This is a genomic window from Deltaproteobacteria bacterium, assembly GCA_003696105.1.
In the GTDB taxonomy this organism is placed as follows: Bacteria; Myxococcota_A; Polyangia; order Haliangiales; family J016; genus J016.
In genome coordinates this window covers 24,496-47,862 of the sequence record RFGE01000056.1, presented here as the reverse complement: position 1 = coordinate 47,862, position 23,367 = coordinate 24,496, and the positions used below count along the sequence as shown (strand labels likewise).

The following is a 23,367-nucleotide window of genomic DNA, read 5'->3' as shown; positions in this document are numbered from 1 at the left end:
CCGCGGCGACCGCGACGGCGAGGAGTGGGACGACCGCGACGGCCGCGGCGACGACGAGTGGGACGACCGCGACGACCGCGCACGACGCAGGAGCCGCCGCGCCGACCGCCGGGCGGCGGCCGAGCGCGCTCGAAGCGACGACCGCGACGAGGATGTGCGCGCCGATCGGCGCGACGACGATGCGGACGATGCGTGGGACGACGACGATGCGGACGATGCGTGGGACGACGACGATGCGGACGATGCGTGGGACGACGGCGGCGACGACGACGAGTTCGACGACCGCGCCGGCCGCCGGCGCGACGACGAGTGGGACGACCGCGACCGCGCTCCGGACGACGACCGCCAGCCGCGCCGCCACCGCCGCGGCGTGACCGCACGCACCGCCGCCGTGAGCCTCCACGTCGGCGCGAGCGCGATCGGGCGCAGCCTGCTGTTCACCTACCGGCCCGACCTGATGGATCAGGCGCCGTCGCAGTACAAGGGCGCGTTCGCCCCCGGCGTCGTGGTGTCCGGCGCCGTCTATCCCCTCGCGGCCGGCGATGGCGACGGCGCGGGCAAGAACCTCGGCGTGCTGTTCGACATCGAGCGCTCCATCGGCCTGTCGTCGCAGATTGCCGACGCCGAGATGAACCCGGTGAAGCTGCCGACGCAGCGCCAGCGCTGGGGTGTCCACGTCGCGTATCGCCACAACTTCGGCAGCAAGGACACCCACCCGTCGCTGATCGCGAGCGTGGGCTACAACAAGCTGTCGTTCACGATCGACAAGACGAACGTGCCCGACGGCGTCGTGGTCGATGTCCCGGATGTGGCCTACACGTACGTCGACCCCGGGCTGGCGCTGCGCCTGCCGCTGTCGCGGCGGATCGCGTTGGCCGCCGAAGGCAAGTTCATGGCGATCGTCAAAGCCGGCCAGATCGTCGAGCCGGACCAGTACGGCAAGTCGAAGGTCACCGGCGTGTCGGGCGACGTCGCCGTCGAGGTCCAGGCCGCGGCGCACTGGCTCGTCCGACTCGGCGGCACGGTGACCGCGGTCGGCTACGCATTCCAGCCGGGCGCCGGCAAGCTGTCGAGCGGCCGCGACGGCGACCTCAACAGCCTCGACGTCGGCGGCGCGATGGATCGCTACCTGGGCGGCTATGTGACGCTCGGGTATCTGTACTAGCCGCGGCGCCGCGGCGCCGGGCCGGCTCGCGAACGGACCGCCTGGGATGGGTCGCGCGCGGCGGAACGCGTGCCGCGCGAACGCCGGGCTCCGCGGCCGCGGCCCCGGCTGGCCGTCCCGATGCGCCGCGAGCGGAGCGCGCGCGCACGATGACGGTTGTCCGCCGGCCCACGCGTGCCGTACAGTCGATGCGCTCCGCGGGAGGAACCGATGACTGCCGTTTGTCGCTGTCTGGTCGCTGTCGCCGTCGCCGCGTATGCGCTGGCATCGGCGCCCGTCGCACACGCCAACGGGCGCCGTCCGACGCCGACGGACGTCCGCTTCCATCCAGCCGACGACGACTGGGTGCTCGCGGCGGTGACCTTCGGGTTCCTGCTGTCCACGGACGGGGGCGCCACGTTCGAGTGGGTGTGCGAGGACGCCGCATGCCCGGGGGACGGCGGCTTCAACGGCTGCGACACGTTCGACCCGGTGTACGCAATCCGGCCCGACGGCACGATCTTCAACACGACGATCTTCGGCATGCACGTGTCGCGCGACGGCGGCTGCACGTTCGCACCGGTGGGCGGGCCGCTCGATGGGCGCTTCGTCGGCGACATCGCGATCGACCGCGACGGCGTCGTCTGGGCGGTCACGTCCGACGGCGCGAGCCCGAACGACGTCTACCGAAGCGCGGACGGCTCGACGTTCGCCCAGCGCAACCTGCACATCGACACCGGCTGGTTCGACACGATCCGCGTCGCGCCGTCGGATCCCAACCGCGTGTACGTATCCGGGTGGGTGCCCCCGCAACCGGACGGCAGCGGGGGCTTCTCGCCGGCACAGACGCTGCTGTTTCGCAGCAACGACGGCGGAGCGACCTGGACCGCCGTGACTCCCGCCGGCCTCCCCGCCGAGGCGAAGCTGTTCGTCGAGGTCGTCGACCGCACGACCCCGGACGTCGTCCTCGCTCGCGTACCGGGCGACCCGGACGTCACGAAACAGAGCCTGTACCGGTCGACGAACGCCGGCGCGACCTGGAGCCGCGTGCTCAGCCTCACTGCCGAGGTGGCCAACCAGTCCGACCCGCCCGGTCGGATCCGCGTCACCCAACTCGACGACGGTCGCTATCTGGCGGGCTCGCCGCTGGGCGGCCTGCACCGGTCGACCGACGGCGGCGCAACCTGGGCGCCGGTCGCGGTGTCGCCCCGGGTCTGGTGCGTACGGCAGCGAGGCGACGGCGCGCTGTTCGCGTGCAGCGAAAACTGGGATCCGGACATGGAACTCGACCCGAGCGTGCGCGCGGCGGTCGTGCGGTCTGCCGACGGCGGCGACAGCTGGACGCCGGTGATGCGGTTCAGCGAGATCGTCGGGCCGAAGCAGTGCCCGGCCGGCACCGCGCAGGCAGAGATCTGCGCGGGTGCGCGCTGGTGCACCCTCGCGGCGATGTTCGGGATCGACCCGGGTCCGGCGTGCGGTGGATCGGGCGGCGACGCGGGGCCGAGCGGCGACGGCGGGCCGGGCGGCGACGGCGGGCCACGCGCGGACGCCGGGTCCGGCGGCGGCGGCGGGACGTGCGGGTGCAGCCTCGCGTTTGCGTCCGCCCTGTTCGTGATCCCCCGGCGACGGCGACGGCGACGCCGGCGACCGTAAGCCCTCGCCACCCGGCGACGCGGGTTGCGTTCCCACCGGCGTCGGCGGGCCGTTCGGCGTATGATTTGCTTGGCGCCGCGACGGGCCGGTGCCGGGGTGTGCCATGTTCGTCTGTCCGCGCTGCCACAGCAAGTATCCGCCGGGAGTGGGCCAGTGCCCGCAGGACGGCAGCGCGCTCGCTCCGGCACCGGGGTACGCTCCGGTGGCGCCGACGGAAGATCTCGACAGCGCCGCTGCATCGGCCCCGGGGGCCGGGGCTGCCGGCACCGCCGCGCCGCCGCGGAGAGCATCGGCCGCCGCGGAAACGCGCGCGGACAGCCCGCGCGCGAGGGCGCGCCCGCACACGCGCCGGCCGGGCGACGTCGGCGGCGCCGGCGACGACGCCACCGGCCGCTATACGTCTCCGCTCGCGGACGGCAGCTCTCCCGCCGAAGCGCACCCGCGCCGACGGCGCGCAGCCGGCTCCACCCAACCACACGAAAGCGTCGGCCGGGTGCTCGGCAACTATCGGCTGCTCGAGCTCATCGGCCGCGGCGGAATGGGCTGGGTCTACCGCGCCGAGCACATCAAGCTCGGGCGCGAGGTCGCGCTGAAGGTGCTCAAACCGCAGTACGCCGAGCGCCGCGACTCGGTCGCGCGGTTCTTCCAAGAAGCGCGCGCGGTCAACAAGATTCGCCACCGCAACATCGTCGACGTGACCGACTTCGTCGAACTCGACGACGGGTCGGTGTTCATCATCATGGAACTGTTGCGGGGACAACCTCTGTCGGAGCTGATGCGCGCGCCCGGCGCGCTCACCGTGCCGCGCGCGCTGGCGCTCCTGGCGCAGATCGCCGACGGCCTCGGGGCGGCTCACCGCGTGGGCATCGTCCACCGCGACATGAAGCCCGACAACGTGTTCGTCGTGACGTCGCCCGACGGCGCCGACCTCGTCAAGCTGCTCGACTTCGGCGTCGCCAAGCTCATCGCGCACGACGTCGACGTGGGCTGGGAAACCAAGGCCGGCGCGGTCGTCGGGACGCCCGCGTACATGTCTCCCGAACAGGCCGGAGGGCTGCAAGTCGACGGACGCGCGGACATCTACGCGGTCGGTGCGATCATGTACGAACTGTTTTGCGGTGAGCCCATGTTTCGCGCGCGATCGTTCGGCGAGTACGTGCGGCTCCACCTCAACGAGCGGCCGACGCCGCCGCGGCAGACGGCGGGCGGCGCGGGGATCGATCCGAACCTGGAACGGGTCATCCTCCGGTGCATCGAAAAGAGCCCCGACGCGCGCTATCCGACGATGGAGGATCTCCGCGCCGACTTGCTCGCGCTGCTCGGGGCGATCGAGACCGGCGCCCCGGTGTTCGCTCTGCCCGCGGCCGGCGTCGCCCCGCCGCACGCTCTACCGCCGGCGACCGGGTCGGGCGCCGGGGTCGCGCGCGCGGCCGCCGAGGTCACCGCGCCGACCCGGCGACCGGGCCGTCGACCGACGCGGGCGGTGGGGTTCGCGGCCGGTGCCGTCGCGCTCGGCGCGGCCGCAGGGCTGGCGTTCTACCTGGCCGCGAGCGGCGACCGCGCGCCGGCGATGCCGGCTGTCCCCGCGCAGTCGGCCGCCGTGCCGGTCGAAAGCCGGCCGGTCGCGACACCGCTTCCGCTGACGTCGCCGGCCGCGCCCGCGCCGCCGGCGCTCGTCACCATCCGGATCACGTCGTCGCCGCCGGGCGCCGACGTGATCGCGGCGCGAGACGGAGTGCGCCGGTGCCGCACCCCGTGCGACGTGGCGATCGATCCGGGCGACGGCGGTTCGTTGGTCGACCGCGAGTTCATCGTGCGGCGCCGCGGCTACGCACCGCAGACCGTGCGCGTGCCGCTCGCGAGTCCTCCGAGCGCGCGCCACGTCGAGCTGCGCCCCCTCGACGCGGAGCCCGTCCCCCGTGCCGACGCCGGCGCGTCTCGACACCCCGCCGCGAGCGCGGCGCCACGACCCGACGCCGCGCCCCCCCGGCTCCCGCCCAAACCGGCTACCATCGACCCGGAGGATACGCTCAACCCGTTCGAAGCCCGCTGACTCGCCGCCCGCCCCGGCACCGATCACCATGTCTCGCGCCGCGCTCGCCGTCGCCGTCGTCGTCGCCTCGATCGTCCCGCCGCCCGCGGCACAGGCGGACGAGCGCCCGGACCGGGCCACCGCGCGGGCGCGGGCGCACTTCGAACGCGGCGAGGCGCTGTTTGCCCTCGGCCGGTTCCGCGAGGCGCTCGCCGAGTACGAGGCCGCCTTCGAGGCCAAGCCGCTGCCGCAGTTCTTGTTCAACGTCGCGCAGTGCCATCGCAACCTCGGCAACCTCGACGACGCGATCTTCACGTACCGCAAGTACCTCAAGCTCGCGCCGAACGCGCCCAACCGCGCCGCGGTCGAAGCGCTGATCCGCGATCTCGAGCGCCGGCGACGACGACAGCGCCGGCTCCGCGACGGCCGGCGACTCGCGGAACCGGCCACGGCCCCCGCGCCGCCGGCGCGAACGGCACGGCGCACGAGCCGCTGGTGGTACGTCGCGGGCGGCGTCGCGGTCGTCGCCCTCGGCCTCGGCGCCTACGCTGTCGCCCGCAGCGACGACGGCGGCGGCATTCCCCCGTCGGACCTGGGCAATCTGGACTTCCCCAAATGACGGGTCGGGGGCTGGCGATGGGGTGCGCGGTCGGGCTCGCGCTGCTCGCGTGCGGCGACCCGGACCCGGTGACGGTCGTCGTGGTCACGGTGCGCGCCCGGCCCGCCGTGACGCGCCTCGCGCGACTCGCGGTGACGGTGCGCAACGCCACGGCCGCGGTGTCCGAGCAGTTCGATCTCGAAGGCCGGGCGCCGCCGGTGACGTTCACCGTGACGCCGACCGGGCGCGCCGGCGACCTGACCGTCGAGGTCGACGGGCTCGACGGCGAGGGCGCCCTTCGCGGCCGCGGTGCGACCACGGTCGCCATCGTCCCCGACGGCCGCGCCGACGCCGACGTGCTGCTCGAGCCGACGGACTTTCCGATCAACGACGCGATCGCGGGTACGCAGAGGCTCACGTTCGACCCGAACCTGTCGGGCCGGCAGCTCGCGCCGCTCGCCGATGGGTTCGTGGCCACGTACGTCAACGACTGCGCCACGCTCGGGCGCTGTGACGTGCTCGCGCGCCGGTTCGACGCCACCGGCACGCCAGCGGTCAACGACACGACGATGGACGACGGTGAGTTCATCGCAAACCGGACCGACGAGTTCACCGCCGTGCCCGCGGTCGCGTCCAACGGAACGACGGCCCTCATTGCGTGGCAGACGTCGGACGCGATCAAGGCAGTCGCGATCACCGACCGCGGAGCGCACGTGTCGGCGTTCGAGACGGTCGTGTCGACCGGCGGCCAGTCGCCGCGCGCCCCGGCGGTGACCGCGCTGGCGACCGGCGAGTACCTCGTCGCGTGGATCGAAAGCGATGGCGACGGCGGGGCGTTCGTGCGCGGGCGGCTGCTGTCGAGCCAAGGGCAGCCGGTTACCAATACGGTCACCGGGGACGACCTCGACTTCGCGGTGAGCGGCCCGGAATCGGGCCGGGCCGATTTGCCGCACGTCGCCGGCGGTCCGACTGGCCGCAGCTTCGTCGCGGTGTGGACGCAAGCCGACGACTTCTTCGCGCCGGCGAACGTGCGCGCGCGGTTCTTCCGCGACGACGGAACGCCGGCGTCGGTCGGCAATGCGCGCATCACGACGTTCGCCGACGGTGACGCGTTCGCGCCCAAGGTCGTCGCGCTGTCGGCCGACACCGCGCTGATCGCCTACAATGTGCGCACCGGCGACGATCCCCGTCTGGCCGCGGGCGCATTGGTCATCGGCCGCTACGCCGCGCCGAACGGCGCCGCGGTCGGGGGTGCGATCATCCACCCGTTCGACATACAACCTGCGTTCAACTCGACCGCTCCCGCGCTGGCGCGCCGCGGCGACGGCGTCGTCGGCGCGGTGTGGAGCCAGTGCGGCGCCGACGGCGACGGCCAGGGCTGTGGCGTGTGGTTTCGTGCGCTCGATCCGACCGGACTCCCGATCGGCGCCCCCGCGATCGCGAACACGACGCTGCCGGGGGACCAGGATGGCCCATCGATCGCGGCGCTGGCGGATGCGTTCGCGCTCGCGTGGTCCGACGCGAGCATGGCGCCGCCGGACACGGACGGCGGCGGCGTGCGCGGCCGAATCGTGTACGCGGACGCAGAGACGACCGACGGGCATCTGGGCGCGCGCTGCGGCCGCGCGGACGACGCCCCGTGCGACGACGGGCTGGCCTGCGCCGCCGGCGCCGACGGCGCGCCCCGCTGCTGGGTCGCGTGCGATCCGGCCGCGGCCGTGCCGTGCCCGCTCGGCGGCGCGTGCACCACCGCCGGCGATACGGCAGTCTGCCTGTACTGACGGAGGCGCGCCCACCCCCGGCGGTCCGCCTCGCGCCGCCGAACCCCGCGCGCGCGGCAGGTCAGGTGCCCGCCGCGTAGTCCGTCTCGTACGCGATCTGCTCGGGCGTGAGCTGGTCGATCGCGATGCCCATCGTCGACAGCTTGATCCCGGCCAGTTCTTGATCCAGCTCGGGCGGCAGCTCGTACACCTTGTTTTCGAGCTTCTCCTTGCCCTGCGCGAGCCGGCACAGCGCCAGGTACTGGTTGGCGAACGACATGTCCATCACCTCTGATGGATGGCCCTCGGCCGCAGCGAGGTTGATCAGACGCCCCTGGCCGAGCACGTAGATGCGCCGGCCGTCCGCGAGCGTGTACTCCTCGTTGTTCGCGCGAATCTCGCGCTTGCCCTTGGCGCGCTGCGCGAGGTCCTCGAGATTGATCTCGCAGTCGTAGTGCCCGGTGTTGCACACCAGCGCACCGTCCTTCATCACGTCGAAGTGGCGGCCGACGATCACGTCCTTCATGCCGGTGGCGGTGATGAAGATGTCGCCGATCTTGGCGGCTTCATCCATGGGCATGACCCGGAAGCCCTCGAGCACCGCCTTGAGCGCCGCGGTCGGCTTGACCTCGGTGACGACGACGTTCGCCCCCATGCCCTTGGCGCGCATCGCGACGCCGCGGCCGCAGTGACCGTAGCCGCCGACCACGAAGGTCTTGCCGGCCAACAGCACGCTGCTGGCGCGCAGGATGCCGTCGAGCGACGACTGTCCCGTTCCGTAGACGTTGTCGAAATCCCACTTGGTCTCGCTGTCGTTGACCGCGTAGACCGGGTACTTCAGCTTGCCGTCGGCCGCCATCGCGCGCAGCCGGTGGACCCCCGTGGTGGTCTCCTCCGTGCCGCCGATCACCTTGGCCGCGAGGTCCGGGTGCTTGTTGTGGATCGTGAAGATGAGATCGGCGCCGTCGTCGAGGGTCAGCGTCGGCTGGAAGTCGAGCGTCCGCTCGATACACCAGTAAAACTCCTCGGTCGACAGGCCGTGCCACGCGTACACCGGCACGCCCTCGGCGGCGAGCGCGGCCGCGACCTCGTCGTTGGTCGACAGCGGATTGCAGCCCGACCAGCTCACTTCGGCGCCCGCGGCGATGAGCGTGCGCACGAGCACCGCGGTCTCCTTCGTGACGTGCAGGCACCCCGCGATGCGCATACCGGCCAGCGGCTTGTCCTTCTTGCCCTGCTCGCGGAGTTGCATCAACACGGGCATCCGCGACTCCGCCCACTCGATCTTGAGCCGACCGGCGTCGGCGAGCTTGATGTCGGCAACCTTGTAATTCATGGCGGCCGCTTATAGCACAGGTGCGCGCCGCGCGCGGGGCCGACGGCGCGCACGCCGGGTCGCTGGCTTGCGGTTGAAAACCCCTCGGGGGCCGCCTACGATCGACCCATCGATGGGCAACGGCGACGGCCGGGACGCGCGGGGCGGGCCACCTATCCCCCCCGACACAGGTGGCGCGGGTACCCCGGCGCCGAGCGGCGACCCGACCCCCGCGCCGGCCGATACGGAGCTGGCCGGCGCCCGAACGGCGGTCGCGACGCGGTCCCAGCAGATGCAGGCGGCCTCGCCCGCCCCGCTGTCGACGGGCGAGCGCGAAGCGCTCGTCGGGCAGGTCCTCGCGGGCCGCTACGAGATCACGCGCCAGATCGGCGTCGGCGGGATGGGCGCGGTGTACGAGGCGCGCCACACGCTGATCGGCAAGCGCGTGGCCGTCAAGGTGCTGCTCGACAAGTACGCGAACAAGGAGCAGGTGATCGCGCGGCTCGAGCAGGAAGCGCGCCTCGCGTCTTCGATCGGCCACCCGAACATCGTCGACATCACCGACTTCGGCGAGACGGCCGACGGCAGACGGTTCGTCGTGATGGAGTACCTCGAGGGCGCGTCGCTGAGCCGGCGGCTGGCCGACGAGGGACCGATGCCGGCGCCGCGGATCGCGCACATCTGCGTGCAGATCGCGAGCGCGCTCGGGGCCGCGCACAAAAAGGGCATCGTCCACCGCGACGTCAAGCCGGACAACGTGTTCCTGATCGCGCGCGACGACGACCCGGACGTGGTCAAGGTCGTCGACTTCGGCATCTCGAAGGCGCTGCGGCCGGCCGACGACGACGGCGCGGCGTCGCCCCGACTCACGCAGACCGGGATGGTGCTGGGCACGCCGCTGTACATGTCGCCCGAGCAGGCGCGCGGCGACGAGCAGCTCGACCACCGGATCGACATCTACGCGCTCGGCGTCATCATGTACGAGCTGGCGACCGGCCAGGTGCCGTTTACCGGCACGAACTACCTCAACATCATCTCGCAGGTGCTGTCGCAGCCGCCGCGACCGCCGCGCGAAGTGCGGCCGGACCTCGACATTCCCCCCGCGCTCGAGGCGATCATCCTCAAGGCGCTCGCCAAGGATCCGGCCGAGAGGTACCAGACGATGGACGAGCTGGCCGACGACCTCCGGGCGCTGGCCGGCGGCGGTCCGGTCCAGGCGACGCGCGAGTCGATGTGGGCGCTGCGCCGCGCCGGCCGCTCGCGCACCGCGGCGTGGGTCGCGGCGGTCGCGGTGATCGTCGCGGCGATGGCGGTGACGGCGATGGCGCTGCTCGGCGGCGACGAGCCCCGGCCGGCGGCCGCCGTACCCGCGGCCGCACCGGATGCCGCGGCGGAGCGCACCCGGGCGGCGGCTGCCGGCGCCCCCGACGCGGCGCCGCCGCAGCCGGAAACGGTCGACATCGAGTTGCGGTCGCGGCCGCCCGGCGCGACCGTGTGGGCCGACGGCGGCCAGCGCATGATCTGCTCGGCGACGCCGTGTACGTGGCGCGCCGTCCGCAAGGACGCGGTCGTGCCGTTGATCTTCGAACTGGATGGCTACGACGACGCCGAGGTCCGCATCAACCCGCTGGTCGACACCGCGCCGCAGGTGATCCGCCTCGTGCGGGCCCGGCGCGGCCACCGCAAAAAGTCGCTGGTTCGCCGGCGCCCGCCGGAGTCGCCGCCGGAGCCGGGTAGCGGCGACGCGATCGACGACACGGTCGGCGGCGAGCTGATGGGCAACCCGGTGCGCAAGCGCAAGGGGCAATGACGTGCGCACCGCGGCGATCGTCGCGGCAGCGGTGGTGGCGGTCGGGGCGAGCGCCGCCCGCGCGCAGTCGGCCCACAAGCGCACCGCCGGGGTCTTCGGCGGCGACCCGGCTGGGCCCGGCGCCGACACCGCCGAGGTCGATCGGTGCGAGCGGCCGGCGGGGCTGTCGCGCGACGTCATCGATGCGCGCGTGTCGGAGCATTACGACCGCGGCACGGTGCTGTACGCACAGGGCGACTACGAAGGCGCGATCGAGGAGTTCGTGGCGGCCTACTGCTACGGCCGCTACCCGTCGATCCTCGTCGATATCGGCCAGGCGTACGAGCGGCTGGTGAACTACGAAAAAGCGGTCGCCTACCTCGACCGGTACATCATCGAGGCGCCGCCCGGCGAGCAGAAGACCCGCGACATCATCGCCAACCGGGTCGAAGTCCTGCGCAACCTGCCGGCGCGCGTGCGGGTCGCCACCGTGCCGCCGGGCGCCCGCGTCACGCTCAGCGGGCCGACGGGCGTGGCCGCGCAGGGCTCGGCCAACGGCGATGCGCTGGTCGTGCGGCGCGGCGTGTACACGATGACGATCGAGGCGCCCGGCTACGAGACGGTCCGCCAGCGGGTGGTCGCCGAGATCGGCCAGCCGTACAGCTACTACTTCCAGTTGCAACCGCTGCGCGGTCGCGTGCGCATCACCGCGTCGCCGATCACCGCGCGCATCTTCGTGGACAAGCGCCTCGTCGGCATCGGCTCGTACGCCGACAGCCTGCCGATCGGCACCTACGAGGTCACGGTCGAAGCACCGCGCCGAACGCCAGTGACCCGTACGCTGACGGTGCGAGCCGACCGTGCGGCGACTCTCGCCGTGCACTTGCCGGAACCGCCGCGGTCGGGGCGGACCGAGTTGCTGATCGCCGCCGGCGTCGGTGGCCTGTTCGGCGGCGGCGCGCTCGCGGCCACGTTCGACCCGGACACCACGGCGGCGTCTCTCGGCGGCCTGTTCGGCGTCGGCATCGGGTTCACCGGCGCGTACTTCGGCATCGACGAGGACATTGCGGTCGGAGACAGCTCGTACCTGATCGGCGCCACCGCGATCGGCGTCGGCGAGGGCGCGCTGATCGCGAGCCTCGCCGCGTGCCGGTACGACGACGACGACGACGCGGTGGACTGCGGTCGGGGCCAGACGATCTCGGGCGTCGCGCTGGCGTCCGGCGTGGCCGGGCTCGGCGTCGCGGCGTTCACGAAGGACCGCCTGCGGTTGAGCGCCGGCGACGCGGCGATGATCAACTCGGGGGCGATGTGGGGCGCCACCACCGGCGCGCTGTTCTGGGCGCTGTTCGACCAGCCCGCCAGGCGTCCGCGCCTCGGCGCCGCGCTCACCCTCGCCGGGCTCAACGTCGGCATCGCCGCCGGCGCGACGATCGCCGCGCGCACCGACTACCGGCGCGGGACGGTCGCCCTGATCGACCTGTCCGCGCTCGCCGGCATCGTCGCCGGCGTCGCGCTCGCCCAGGCGTTCCCCGAGGACGTCGCGGGCACCGAACGCGTCCAGCACTTTGCGCTCGGCGGCATGACCGTCGGGCTGATCGCCGGCGCCTACCTCACCCGCAACCGGGACCGGCCGCGGCTGCCGCGGGCGCAGCCGGCGCTCGGGGCCGCCGTGGATGTCGCCGGCGCGCGGGTAGCCACCCTCGGTGCGCGGTTGTCGTTTTGAACTCGCGGGGCCGGATCGCGTACAATCGGCGTCATTCGAGCCACGTCGGCAGTGCGCCACCGCGCGCGGGTGCACGGTGGGGGCGCCGGCAGGGAGATAGCTTATGACATCGAGCCGTTCCGCTTGGTCGCCGCGCCGCCTGGCGCCCCTGGTTTGGACCGCCGCGTTCGCTGCCGCCGCGCTCGCCTGCGGCGGGGGCGACGACGACGACGACACGACCCGCATCGACGCCGCACCGCGCCCCGACGCGCGCGCGCCCGACGCCGCGCCGGCGCCCGACGCGGGCACGGCCGTCATTCCGGAGGAGTTGCCGGATCCGCTGCCCAATGGGCCGGTCGACGTGACCGCCGTGACCTACAACGTGGCGTTCACCCAGCTCATCAAGTACGCGCCGGAGCGGATGCCGCTCGTCGTCGAGGCCATCCGCGGGCTGGACGCCGACCTCGTGTGCATGCAGGAAGTGTTCTTGCAGTACACGTCGCCCGCGCAAATCGCCGCGATGGTAGAGGACGTGTTCCCGTACTCCTACTGGAGCTGGACCGGGGTGACTCCGTTCAACAACGGCATCCTGATGCTGTCGAAGCATCCGCTGTACCGCGGGCGCGAGCTGTTCTTCGACGGCGACGGACAGGGCGTCGACCGCATCGCCCTGGCCGTCGACGTGGTGACCGACACGTCGTACTTCCACTGGCTGTGCACCCACTTCGAAGCCTTCGACATCAACATCACGAAGGGCGAGGCGGAAAAGGTGGAGGCGTAGATCGCCGATCTCGGCTACGAAAACGACCCGACGCTGTTTCTCGGCGACTTCAACACGGGTCCGCAGACGGGCTGCTCCTACGAGGCCGCCTGTCCGTACGCGGAGGAACCCGGATGCGTCGGAGCCGAAAACCTGCTCGCGTACAATCAGCTGCTCAGCTTCTGGTCGGACGCCGGCGTCACGGTCGGCGCCGAAGACCAGTGCACCTTCTGCCGCCTCGGCGCCGATCCGCTGCAGCTGTTGCCACCTGCCAAATGTGAATTTGACGAGCGCATCGATCACTGCCTGTACCGCAATCTCGACCCGTCGGCGCCGGTCGACGTCCAGGTCATCTTCGACGATCTCGTGACGTACGACGCTGACGGGGAGCAGCGCATGACCCAGCGCAGCGACCACCGCGGCGTCCGCTGCACGTTCGCGCCGCCGAGCCCGTAACCGCGGCGCGCCGGCTACCAGTCGGGGATCGTCTCGCCGGCGACGAGCTGCTCGAGCGTCTCGCGGGCGCGCACGACCGCGAAGCGGTCGCCGCGCACCAGCACCTCGGCGGCGCGCGGGCGCGAGTTGTAGTTGCTCGCCATGACGAACCCGTAAGCGCCAGCGGACATCACCGCGAGCAGGTCGCCGTTGTGCGTGCGCGGCAGCGAGCGGTCGCGCGCGAGGAAATCGCCGGTCTCGCAGATCGGTCCGACGACGTCCGCGACCCACGTGTCCGCGTCCCCGCGCCGCCGAACCGGCTTGATCGCGTGGTAGGCGTCGTAGAACGCCGGGCGCAGCAGGTCGTTGAACGCGGCGTCCACGATCACGAAGTTCTTGACGTCGGTGGACTTGTGATACAGGACGCGGGTGAGCAGCACGCCGGCGTTTCCGGCGATGACCCGCCCCGGCTCGCACAGCACGGTCAGGCCGAGGTCGGCCAGCGGGGCGAGCGCGCCGGCGACCGCGGCGCCGTAGTCGGCCGGCGACGGCAGATCGGTCTCCTCCCGGTACGGGATGCCGAGGCCGCCGCCGATGTCGACCGATCGGATGGCGATGCCGTCGTCGCGCAGCGCGACCACCAGCTCGCGCAGGCGGGCGATCGCGTCGGCGAACGGGGACGTCTTGGTGAGCTGCGAGCCGATGTGGCAGTCGATCCCCACGATGTCGATGGACGGCAGATCGCGCGCCTCGCGGTAGACGTCGCGCGCGCGCGGCATCGGGATGCCGAACTTGTTTTTCTGCAATCCCGTCGAGATGTACGGATGCGTCTCGGCGTCGACGTCCGGGTTGACGCGCAGCGCGACCGGCGCGCGCGCGCCGGCGGCGGCCGCGACCCGCGCGATCGCGTGCAGCTCGTCGCGCGACTCGACGTTGAACGCGCGGATGCCGGCGTCGAGCGCCATGCGGATTTCGGGCTCGGTCTTGCCGACCCCCGAGAACACGACCTTGCTCGGATCGACGCCGGCGCGCAGCGCCCGAAACAGCTCGCCGCCGGACACCACGTCGGCGCCGGCGCCGAGATCGAACAGCAGCTTGAGCACCGCGAGGTTGCTGTTCGCCTTGACCGAATAGCAGATCAGGTGGTCGAGCCCCGCGAGCGCGGCGTCGAACACCTGGTAGTGGCGCGTGAGGGTCGCGCTGCTGTAGACGTAGGTCGGCGTGCCGACCTCGCCGGCGATGCGCGAAAGCGGCACGTCCTCGCACCACAGATCGTCCCCGACGTAGCGGAAGTGGTTCATGCGTCCCTCCACCGCGCGCGCAGCTCCGCGATTCGCGCGACGACCCGGGGGCGCGCGGGACCGCCGGGCACGTCGCGGCGGTCGACCGCCGCCGCCGGGTCGAGCCAGTCGTAGACGTCGGCGTCGAACTGGTCCGACTCGGCGCGCAGCTCGTCCAGGGACAAGTCGGCGAGCCGGACGCCGCGCGCCGCGGCCCGGCGGACGAGCGCCCCCGCGACGTCATGGGCGGTGCGAAACGGCACCCCCTTGGTCGCCAGGTAGTCGGCGAGTTCGGTCGCGACCAGGTAGCCGTCGTCGACGGCGGCGCGCAGGCGATCGGCGTCGAACTCGAGCGCCCCGACCATGCCCGCCATCACGCCGAGGCTGCCTTCGACGGTGTCGACCGCGTCGTACAGCGGCTCCTGCGTCTCCTGCAGATCCTTGTTGTAGGCCAGCGGCAACCCCTTGACGACGGTGATCAGCGCGATCCAGTCGCCCGCGACCCGCCCGACCTTCGCGCGGACCAGCTCCGCGAGATCGGGATTGACCTTCTGCGGCATGATCGACGAGCCGGAGCAGTAGGCCTCCGAAAGGCGCGCGAAGCGAAACTCCTGCGACAGCCACAGCACGATCTCCTCGCCGAGCCGCGACAGGTGGACCTGGCACAGCGCGAGCGCCGCCACCAGCTCGATGGCGAAGTCGCGGTCGCCGGCGGCGTCGAGGCTGTTGGCGGTCGGGCGCGCGAACCCGAGCGACCGCGCCGTCGCCTCGCGGTCGATCGGAAACGGCGTGGCAGCCAGCGCGCCGGAGCCCAGCGGGCACTCGTCGATGCGCCGGCGCGTGTCGGCGAGCCGGTCGGCGTCGCGCCCGAGCATCTCGACGTAGGCGAGCAGGTGGTGCGCCCACCGCACCGGCTGCGCCCGCTGAAGGTGCGTGTAGCCCGGCGCGATGGTGTCCACGTGTCGCTCGGCCTGATCGAGCAGCGCCCGGCACAGCCGCCCGATCGCGGCGGCGATCCGATCGACCGCCGCGCGCGCGTACAGGCGCAAATCGGTGGCGACCTGGTCGTTGCGACTGCGCGCGGTGTGCAGCCGCCGGCCCGCGTCTCCGATCCGGTCGATGAGCCGCGCCTCGACGTTCATGTGGATGTCCTCGAGCGCCGGATCCAGGGCGACGCGACCGGCCCGCAGGTCCTCCTGCACCGCGCGCAGGCCGCGCTCGATCGCGGACGCGTCCTCCGCCGCCAGGATGCCGCGGTCCGCGAGCATCCGCGCGTGCGCGATCGATCCGGCGACGTCGTGGTCGAGCAGGCGCCAGTCGAACCCGATCGACGCGTTCATGTCGGCCGCGTCGGGCGCCAACCCGGACGCAAATCTCCTGCCGCGCGCACCTTTTGACATCGCCCGGACCTTACCAGCAATCCGGCCGCCGCCCGCACACGCGAACGCGACGGGACGCCGGCTGCGTGCGGCGAGGCGCGGCGGGCTACGAGGCGCGGCGGCCGCGGCCGGAGGTCGCGCGCGCCGCGCGGGCGATCGCCTCGTCGTACACGCGGGTGGCCGCGGTCGCGGTGGTCTCGACCGCTTCGAGGTACAAAAACTCGAGCTTGTCGTCGTCCGTGCGCAACGCCTCGTAGTAGCGCTGGCGATCGATCGAGTGGATGACGGCCAGCGGGTAGTCGTGGCGAAGCAGGATCAGGTTGCTCAGGATGCGCGCGACACGGCCGGTCGCCTTCGGCCACGGGAAGATGCCCATGAGCCGCCGGTGCGCGGCGACCGCCAGCGCGATCGGATGCGCGTCGGCCTTGTGGATCTGCGCGAGCCACTCGCCGAACTTGCGCATCTGCTGCGGAACCTTCTCCGGGGGCGCGATCTCGTGGTAGTAGAGCCGGTGCAGGGGGTTTTCCTTGCGGTACGGCGCGCCCTTCGCCCCTTCGGCCGGATCGACCAGCGCGAGCAGCTCGCGCACCAGGTCGAGGTTGATCGGCTTCTTGCGGCTCGCGGCGTAGTCGATCGCGAAGCGCGCCGCGCTGTCGAACGCCTTGATGTCCTCGTAGGCCGGGATCAGGGAGACGTCGCTGATGATGTTGCGATCGGTCGCGGCCTTGATCTCGCTGTAGGTGAGCACCTCGCCCTCGAGCGCGCTGTCGTGAAAGATCCACGAAATGATCAGCTTTTCGTGGAACGTGTCGCGCACTTCGGGCAGTACCTCCTGCTCGCGCTCCCGCCACTCGGCGACCGCCGCCTCGACCTTCTGATACGTTTCTCCGATGTCTTGTTTCTCTTCCCACCTAAGCATGCGATGCGTCCCCCAGTTGGACGATAAATATCGAGCGATTCTAGCGTGATGGCGGCGACTCGTCAAGACTGCGTACCTTTCAATACAGAACAGTCGTTCAGGTGATCGCTCAATTTTTCCACAGAGTGTGTAGTTTTCGATCCGGGCTGTATCCGCTGGCCTCGGCTCGCCTGTGGATCGCCCGGGCCGCGCAGCCCCCGCGATCGCTTGCAACCGCCCGGGAATCCGCAAAAAGTTGCCCACCGCGCGACGGGGCGGTAACACGCTCGGTGCACCCTCCACGCTCGCGAACCGAACAAACGTGTCGTTCCGCCACGAGACCGTCCTCGCCGACGAGGCCCTCGCGCTGTTGGCTCCCGCGCCGGGCCGCACCTACGTGGACGGCACGGTCGGCGGGGCGGGGCACGCCGTCCGCATCCTCGACGCGTCCGGTCCCGACGGCCGCCTGATCGCGGTCGATCGCGACCCGGACGCGCTCGCGGCGGCCCGCGAGCGCCTCGCGCCGTACCGGGAGCGGGTCACGCTGGTCCACGATAGTTTCGGCAACATCGCCGACGTGCTGGGGCGGCTGGGCGTCGACCGGGTCGACGGCTTCCTGCTCGACCTGGGCGTGTCGTCCCACCAGCTCGACACGGCCGAACGCGGGTTTTCGTTCTCGCACGACGGCCCGCTCGACATGCGCATGGATCCGACGCGCGGCGACACCGCGCTCGACCTGATCCGGCAGCTGACTCGCGACGAACTCGCGGACGTGCTGCGCGAGCTGGGCGAGGAGCGGTTCAGCGCGCGGATCGCCGCCGTGATCAAGGAGCGCGCGCGCGCCGGCGACCTGGCGACCACGGCTGAACTCGCCGCGGTCGTCACCGACGCGATCCCGGCGAAGGCGCGGCGACACATGCGGATCCACCCGGCGACGCGCACGTTTCAGGCGCTGCGCATCGCGGTCAACCGCGAGTTGGAGGAGTTGGCGCGATTCCTCGCCGCATTTCCCGAGTGGCTCGCGCCGGGCGGCCGCTGCGTGATCATCTCGTTTCACTCGCTGGAGGACCGCCTGGTCAAGCGGCGCTTCCGCGAGTTGGAGAGCGTGTCTGGCCTGCCGCCGGATCTCGCGGCGCGAGCCGGCGAGCGCACGCGACCGGTGTGCCGCCGCGTCACGCGCAAACCGATCGCGCCGTCCGACGCGGAGATCGCACGCAACCCGCGCGCTCGGTCCGCCCGCCTGCGCGCGTGCGAGAAGGTAGAGGACTGATGGCCGCCCACCGCACACCCCCTGCTCCCGCCGCGCCGCGCCGCGTCGCCGTCGCCACGATGTTGATCGTCGCGGCCGCCGCGCTCGCGCTGGCGCTCGCGCACATCCGCCGCCAACACGAGATGGTGCGTCTCGGCTACGAGCTGGCGCGCGAGACCGCGCGGCTGCAGCGCCTCGAGGAGGAAAACCGCCGGCTGCGGCTCGAGCGGTCGATGCTGCGCCATCCGGACCGCATCGAGCGGCGCGCCCTGTCGCTCGGCATGCGCCGCCCGGCGCCGGCCCAGATTCGCGTCGCGCCGGCGACCGGCACGACCGTTGCGGCCCAGTGAACGCGCACACCCGCCGCCGCTCGATCGAAGCCCAGCCGGTCATCGGCCGGTGGGTGAGGGTTCGCGTGTGCGCGGCGGCGGCGCTGCTCACCGCCGGGCTGGCCGGCATCGCGGTCAAAGCCTACGGCATCCAGGTGATAGACGGAGAGCGCTACCGCGAGGCGGCGCGCCGGCAACACGTGCGGACGGTGGAGGTGCCGGCGCCGCGCGGCGTCATCTACGACGCGACCGGCGCCGAGTTGGCCGTGACCGCCGGCGTCGATTCGGTGTACGCCAACCCGCGCCAGGTCGTGGACGTCGCCGGCACCGCGGCGGCGCTGGCGGCGGCGCTCGGCCTCGACGTGCGCGCGCTCGAGGCCAAGCTGTCGTCGCACCGGTACTTCACGTGGATCAAACGTCACGTGTCTCCGGCGGAGGCCGCGGCCGTGCGCGCCGCGGGCCTGCCGGGCATCGCGCTCGCGCGCGAGCCGCGCCGATACTACCCGTTCAAGCAGCTCGCCGGGCCGGTGCTCGGCTTCGCCGACATCGACGGCCGCGGCCTCGACGGCCTCGAGCGCGCGCTCGACGACCTGCTGCGGGGGCGGCGCGTGCGGCGCGCGGTGCTGCGCGACGCGCGCGGGCGCACGATGCTCGCCGGCGACCTCGACGCCGACGCCGAGCCGGTCGCGGGCGCGTCGGTCACGCTCACGATCGACCGGTTCGTGCAGTACGCGGCCGAGCGCGCGCTCGCCGACGCGATCGCGGAGAATCGCGCCGCCGCCGGCACGGTCGTGGTCACGGAGGTCGACACGGGCCGGGTGCTGGCACTCGCCTCGTGGCCGACGTACGACCCGAACGACCCGGCCGGCCGTGCGGCCGCGCGGCGCGGCGCGCGCAATCGGGCCGTCACCGACGCCTACGAGCTCGGCTCGATCATGAAGGTGTTCACGGTCGGCGCCGCGCTCGACGCCGGCGCGGTGCGCCCCGACCAGTGGATCGACACCGAGGGCGGCCGCTACCGGATCGGCCGCAAGGTGATTCGCGACGTGCACCCGGAAGACGCGCTCACCGTCGCGGGGGTGATCAAGCACTCGTCCAACGTCGGCGCGGTCAAGATCGCGCAACGACTCGGGGCCGACAGGCTGTACGCGGCCCTGCGCCGGTTCGGGTTCGGAGCGCGGACGGGCATCGAGCTGCCGGGCGAGCGGTCCGGCGTGATTCGGCCGCCGGACCGGTGGGGCGACATCGGTCTGGCGACGCACGCGTTCGGTTACGGGATGACGGCGACGCCGGTGCAGGTCGCCGCCGCGCTCGGCGCGGTCGGCAACGGCGGCGTGTTGTACGAGCCCCGGATCGTGCGGCGGGTCCGCGATGCGGACGGCCGCGTGCTGTACGAGCACGAACCGGCCGGGATCCGCGTGCTGCGACCCGAGACGGCGGCGGCATTGCTGCCAATGCTCGCGTCGGTGTTCGACCGCGGCAAAGATGGCGGCACGGCGAGGTTCGTGCGCGTCGAGGGATTCCGCGCGGGCGGCAAGACCGGCACCGCGCACAAGCTCGACCCGCAAACGCACCGCTACAGCCGGGACCGGTATCTGTCGTCGTTCATCGGGCTCGCGCCGATCGACGACCCGAAGATCGCGGTGGTCGTGGTGATCGACGACCCCCGCGGCGAACACCACTTCGGCGGCCAGGTGGCCGGGCCGGCATTTGCTCGCATCGTCACCGAGACGCTCGCCTACCTCGGCGTGCCGGGCACCGGCGGCCAGGAGAAGGACCGCGCGGCCGCAGGCCGCCACGCGGCCGGATCGGAGCGCGGCGCGGCGCCGCCGTCCTCGGAGCGCGGTGGGGTTGGGTCCGCCGGCGACGACGAGCCGGCCGACGAATCCGCCCTGCCGTTCGCCGACGACGCGCGCGCGCCGGCGGGGGAACGCGACGGCGACCGCGCGCCGGCACTCGTCGGCCTGCCGCTGGCGGCGGCGCTGGACGCGGCGCGCGACGCCGGCTTCGACGTGACCGTCGAGGGCAGCGGAACGGTGGTGGCGCAACAGCCCGCCCCGGGAGCGGCCTGCCCCGAACGAACGCTTCACCTCGTGCTCGCACCGCCGGGCGCGCCGCCGGCACCGTGACGCGGCGCGGGCGGCCCGCGTGGCTCCGGCGGCGCGCGGGACCGGGCGCGGCGCCGAGCGGACCGGCGCCCGTGGCCGTTGCGGCGCCGGCGCCGGGCGACCATGATGCCGGCCGGCCCCCGTTCGCTACGATCTCGGGAGCCGGAACACGGCGATGAAGCTCACCGAATACCTGCACGACCTGTCCGGCGCCCGCGTCGCCGGCGACCCCGACGTGGACGTCCGCGCCGTGCGCGACGATTCGCGCCGCGTCGAGCCCGGCGACCTGTTCGTCGCCGTCCGCGGCGCGACCGTCGACGGCCACGCCTTCGCCGCGCAGGCCGCGTCGCGCGGCGCGGCGGCGGTGGTCGTCGACCACGAGCTGCCGGACGTCGCGTGCACCCAAGTGATCGTGCCGGACACCGAGCTCGCGCTCGGACTGTGCGCCGCGCGCATGTACGGCCGGCCGCACGACGCGCTGGCGCTGGTGGCCGTCACCGGCACCAACGGCAAGACCACGACCACCTACCTGGTCGAGGCGATCCTCGCGGCGGCCGGTGCGCGCCCCGGCGTGATCGGCACCGTCAACTACCGCTACGCGGGCCAGGTCGTTCCGGCCCCCTACACGACGCCGACGCCCCTGGAGCTGCACCGCGTGCTCGCCGCGATGCGCGACGCCGGCTGCACGCACGTGGTCGCCGAGACATCGTCGGCGGCACTCGCGATGGGACGCCTCGCGGGCGTCGCGTTCGACGTCGCGGTGTTCACCAACCTCACCCAGGACCACCTCGACGTGCACGGGTCGATGGACGCCTACGCGGCGGCCAAGCGGCGGCTGTTTGCCGATCACCTCGCGCCGGGCGGCGCCGCGGTCGCGTTCGTCGACGATCCGCACGGGCGGCCGATGCTGGACGCGGCGCCGGCCGGCGCGCGCCGGATCGCGGTGACGCTCGGTTCCGACGCCGGCGCCGACGTGCGCGTCGCGGCATCGGAGTCGACCATCGCGGGCCTGCGTGCGGCGATCGACACGCCGCGCGGCCGCATCGACGTCGCGTCCGCCGCGCTCATCGGCGCCTACAACGTGGCCAACACCGCGCTGGCGGTCGCGGTCGGCGAGGCGCTCGGGTTGCCGCACGCGGCGGTCGCCCGCGGCATCGCCGATCTCGACGGGGTTCCGGGCCGGGTCGAGCGCGTGGACAACGACGCCGGGCTCGACATCGTGGTCGACTACGCGCACACGCCGGACGCGCTCGCCAACGTCCTCGCCGCGCTGCGACCGCTCACGCGCCGGCGCCTGCTGTGCGTGTTCGGCTGCGGCGGCGACCGCGACCCGACCAAACGCGCGCCGATGGGCGCCGCGGTCGCGGCCGGCGCCGACTGCGCCTACGTCACGTCGGACAACCCGCGCACCGAGGATCCCGACGCGATCATTCGCATGATCCTCGCCGGCGTGCCCGACCCGACGTTCGTCCATCGGGATCGGCGGCTCGCGATCCGCGCCGCGGTCGCCGACGCGGTGCCGGGGGACGTCGTGCTGATCGCCGGCAAGGGCCACGAGGACTACCAGGACGTCGGCGGACGCAAGATCCACTTCGACGACCGGCAGGAGGCGCGTGCGGCGGTCGCCGCGCGGCGGCCGATCGTCGTCGACGGCCACGCGTTTTCGCGCGTCGTGATCGACAGCCGCATCGCGGCGCCCGGCGACCTGTACGTCGCGATCCGCGGTGAGCGCTTCGACGGACACGCGTTCTGCGCCGCCGCGGTCGATGCCGGCGCAACCGGCGTCGTGGTCGAGCCGGGGCGCGGCGTGCCGGGCGCCATCGTCATCGAACGGCCCGACACCCGCGCGGCGCTCGGCGCCATCGCGCGCGACGTCCGCCGGCGCTGGGGCCGACCGGTGATCGGCGTGACCGGGTCGGTCGGCAAGACGACCACCAAGGAGCTCATCGCGGCGGCCCTCGGCGCGGTGGGCTGCCCGCTGGCGACCCGGGGCTCGCTCAACAACGAGACCGGCGTGCCGCTGACGCTGCTGCGCCTGGCGGACCACTACAGCCACGCGGTGATCGAGATGGGGATGCGCGGGCTCGGTCAGATCGCCTACCTGCGCGACATTGCCGAGCCGGACGTCGGCGTGGTGGTCAACGCCGGAGTCGCCCACGTCGGCGTCGTCGGCAGCCGCGACGCGATCGCGCGCGGCAAGGCAGAGCTGTTCGAGCGCCTGCCGCCGCACGGCGTCGCGGTCTACCCGGCGGCCGACGAGCGGCTCGCCGCCCGCGCCGCGGCGGCGCCGCGCGCGATCGGGTTCGGCGACGCGGACGGCGCGGACGTGCGGCTGACGACCTACACCCCGGCCGGAGCCGCCGGCGCGGACGTCGAGGTCGTCGCGTTCGGCGAGCGGCTCGCGTTTCGGCTGCCGCTGGTCGGTCGCCACAACGCGATCGACGCGACCTGCGCGATCGCGGCCGCGACCGCCGTCGGGGTGGCTCCGGCCGACGCGGTGCGCGGGCTGGCCAACGCGCGGCCCGCGTGGGGCCGGTCGGAGGTGCGCGACGTGGCCGGCCGCCACGTGCTGGTGGACTGCTACAACGCCAACCCCGACTCGACGGCCGCCGCGCTGCGCGCGCTCGCCGAGCTGCGCGGCGAGCGCGCCGCGGTCGCCGTGCTCGGCGACATGCTCGAACTGGGCGACGAGGCGGCGGCGGCCCACCGCGCCGCGGGCCGCCTCGCGGCCGAACTCGGCATCGACGTGGTCGCCGTCGGCGCCTTCCAGGCCGAACTCGGCGGCACGGCGGCGGACGACGCCGACGACGCCGCGCGGATCGTGGCGGCGCGCACGCGGCCCGGCGACTGGGTGCTGGTCAAGGCGTCGCGCGCGGTCGGTCTCGAGCGCGTCGTCGACGCGCTGGCGCGGCGTTTCGGTCAATAATCCACCG

17 protein-coding genes and 1 pseudogene are annotated in these 23,367 nt (G+C 73.1%); 14 read left to right on the top strand and 4 right to left on the bottom strand.

Features of this window, described 5'->3' with window-relative positions:
• The 5 genes from D6689_03595 to D6689_03575 all read left to right on the top strand — a co-directional run.
• On the top strand, positions 1–1,165 hold a 1,165-nt coding region (locus D6689_03595), incomplete at its 5' end, for a hypothetical protein (GenBank protein RMH44056.1).
• Between the two features lie 210 nt (positions 1,166–1,375).
• Positions 1,376–2,797: an exo-alpha-sialidase gene (locus D6689_03590; GenBank protein ID RMH44055.1), complete on the top strand. Its 1,422-nt coding sequence runs from the start codon at positions 1,376–1,378 to the stop codon at positions 2,795–2,797.
• A gap of 88 nt (positions 2,798–2,885) precedes the next feature.
• A complete protein-coding gene (locus D6689_03585; protein ID RMH44054.1) occupies positions 2,886–4,850 on the top strand; it encodes a hypothetical protein in 1,965 nt (654 codons plus the stop codon).
• A 28-nt stretch (positions 4,851–4,878) separates the two neighbouring features.
• Positions 4,879–5,448: a tetratricopeptide repeat protein gene (locus tag D6689_03580; protein ID RMH44053.1), complete on the top strand. Its 570-nt coding sequence runs from the start codon at positions 4,879–4,881 to the stop codon at positions 5,446–5,448.
• Positions 5,449–5,465: 17 nt separating this feature from the next.
• On the top strand, positions 5,466–7,208 hold the full coding sequence (locus tag D6689_03575) for a hypothetical protein (GenBank protein ID RMH44052.1): 1,743 nt from the start codon (positions 5,466–5,468) through the stop codon (positions 7,206–7,208).
• Positions 7,209–7,269: 61 nt separating this feature from the next.
• On the opposite strand, the gene D6689_03570 is transcribed toward D6689_03575, so the two are convergent.
• Positions 7,270–8,523: an adenosylhomocysteinase gene (locus D6689_03570; GenBank protein RMH44051.1), complete on the bottom strand. Its 1,254-nt coding sequence runs from the start codon at positions 8,521–8,523 to the stop codon at positions 7,270–7,272.
• 170 nt (positions 8,524–8,693) lie between these two features.
• On the opposite strand from D6689_03570, the pseudogene D6689_03565 reads away from it, so the two are divergent.
• The 5 genes and pseudogenes from D6689_03565 (at position 8,694) to D6689_03545 (ending at position 13,212) form a co-directional block, all read left to right on the top strand.
• Positions 8,694–8,819 (top strand): annotated as a pseudogene (locus D6689_03565) (tRNA pseudouridine(38-40) synthase TruA).
• Complete coding sequence (locus D6689_03560; GenBank protein RMH44050.1) at positions 8,795–10,312, top strand: serine/threonine protein kinase; 1,518 nt, start codon at positions 8,795–8,797, stop codon at positions 10,310–10,312. Before D6689_03565 ends, D6689_03560 begins: the two are co-directional and overlap by 25 nt.
• 1 nt (position 10,313) lies before the next feature.
• Positions 10,314–12,017, top strand: a complete 1,704-nt coding sequence (locus tag D6689_03555; GenBank protein RMH44049.1) for a PEGA domain-containing protein — start codon at positions 10,314–10,316, stop codon at positions 12,015–12,017.
• A 103-nt stretch (positions 12,018–12,120) separates the two neighbouring features.
• Positions 12,121–12,777, top strand: coding sequence for a hypothetical protein (locus D6689_03550; protein RMH44048.1), 657 nt, complete (start codon positions 12,121–12,123; stop codon positions 12,775–12,777).
• A 240-nt stretch (positions 12,778–13,017) separates the two neighbouring features.
• Complete coding sequence (locus D6689_03545; protein ID RMH44047.1) at positions 13,018–13,212, top strand: hypothetical protein; 195 nt, start codon at positions 13,018–13,020, stop codon at positions 13,210–13,212.
• Between the two features lie 14 nt (positions 13,213–13,226).
• On the opposite strand, the gene lysA is transcribed toward D6689_03545, so the two are convergent.
• The 3 genes from lysA to D6689_03530 form a co-directional block, all read right to left on the bottom strand.
• On the bottom strand, positions 13,227–14,492 hold the full coding sequence (lysA, locus tag D6689_03540) for a diaminopimelate decarboxylase (protein ID RMH44046.1): 1,266 nt from the start codon (positions 14,490–14,492) through the stop codon (positions 13,227–13,229).
• The gene (gene argH / locus D6689_03535) at positions 14,489–15,871 is read right to left on the bottom strand and encodes an argininosuccinate lyase (GenBank protein RMH44045.1); all 1,383 of its coding nucleotides are present in this window, start codon (positions 15,869–15,871) and stop codon (positions 14,489–14,491) included. The genes lysA and argH overlap by 4 nt, the downstream gene beginning before the upstream one ends.
• 85 nt (positions 15,872–15,956) lie before the next feature.
• Entirely contained in the window at positions 15,957–16,769 is an 813-nt protein-coding gene (locus D6689_03530) for a hypothetical protein (protein ID RMH44044.1), read from the bottom strand.
• Positions 16,770–17,070: 301 nt separating this feature from the next.
• Between D6689_03530 and rsmH the strand changes: the two genes are divergently transcribed.
• The 4 genes from rsmH to D6689_03510 all read left to right on the top strand — a co-directional run bounded on the left by rsmH (position 17,071) and on the right by D6689_03510 (position 23,360).
• Positions 17,071–18,018 (top strand): 16S rRNA (cytosine(1402)-N(4))-methyltransferase RsmH, encoded by a 948-nt coding sequence (gene rsmH, locus D6689_03525; GenBank protein RMH44043.1) that lies wholly within the window; start codon positions 17,071–17,073, stop codon positions 18,016–18,018.
• Positions 18,018–18,347: a hypothetical protein gene (locus D6689_03520; GenBank protein RMH44042.1), complete on the top strand. Its 330-nt coding sequence runs from the start codon at positions 18,018–18,020 to the stop codon at positions 18,345–18,347. Before rsmH ends, D6689_03520 begins: the two co-directional genes overlap by 1 nt.
• Positions 18,344–20,455, top strand: a complete 2,112-nt coding sequence (locus D6689_03515; protein RMH44041.1) for a penicillin-binding protein 2 — start codon at positions 18,344–18,346, stop codon at positions 20,453–20,455. The genes D6689_03520 and D6689_03515 overlap by 4 nt, the downstream gene beginning before the upstream one ends.
• 154 nt (positions 20,456–20,609) lie before the next feature.
• Entirely contained in the window at positions 20,610–23,360 is a 2,751-nt protein-coding gene (locus D6689_03510; protein ID RMH44040.1) for a UDP-N-acetylmuramoyl-L-alanyl-D-glutamate--2,6-diaminopimelate ligase, read from the top strand.
• Positions 23,361–23,367 lie beyond the last annotated feature (7 nt).

Bases quoted from the DNA above. Each gene is read 5' to 3' on its own strand.
- D6689_03560 (RMH44050.1), top strand. From the start codon at position 8,795: ATGCAGGCGGCCTCGCCCGCCCCGCTGTCGACGGGCGAGCGCGAAGCG.
- lysA (RMH44046.1), bottom strand. From the start codon at position 14,492: ATGAACCACTTCCGCTACGTCGGGGACGATCTGTGGTGCGAGGACGTG.
- D6689_03570 (RMH44051.1), bottom strand. From the start codon at position 8,523: ATGAATTACAAGGTTGCCGACATCAAGCTCGCCGACGCCGGTCGGCTC.
- D6689_03550 (RMH44048.1), top strand. From the start codon at position 12,121: ATGACATCGAGCCGTTCCGCTTGGTCGCCGCGCCGCCTGGCGCCCCTG.
- D6689_03575 (RMH44052.1), top strand. From the start codon at position 5,466: ATGGGGTGCGCGGTCGGGCTCGCGCTGCTCGCGTGCGGCGACCCGGAC.
- argH (RMH44045.1), bottom strand. From the start codon at position 15,871: ATGTCAAAAGGTGCGCGCGGCAGGAGATTTGCGTCCGGGTTGGCGCCC.
- D6689_03510 (RMH44040.1), top strand. From the start codon at position 20,610: ATGAAGCTCACCGAATACCTGCACGACCTGTCCGGCGCCCGCGTCGCC.
- D6689_03520 (RMH44042.1), top strand. From the start codon at position 18,018: ATGGCCGCCCACCGCACACCCCCTGCTCCCGCCGCGCCGCGCCGCGTC.
- D6689_03530 (RMH44044.1), bottom strand. From the start codon at position 16,769: ATGCTTAGGTGGGAAGAGAAACAAGACATCGGAGAAACGTATCAGAAG.
- D6689_03590 (RMH44055.1), top strand. From the start codon at position 1,376: ATGACTGCCGTTTGTCGCTGTCTGGTCGCTGTCGCCGTCGCCGCGTAT.
- D6689_03580 (RMH44053.1), top strand. From the start codon at position 4,879: ATGTCTCGCGCCGCGCTCGCCGTCGCCGTCGTCGTCGCCTCGATCGTC.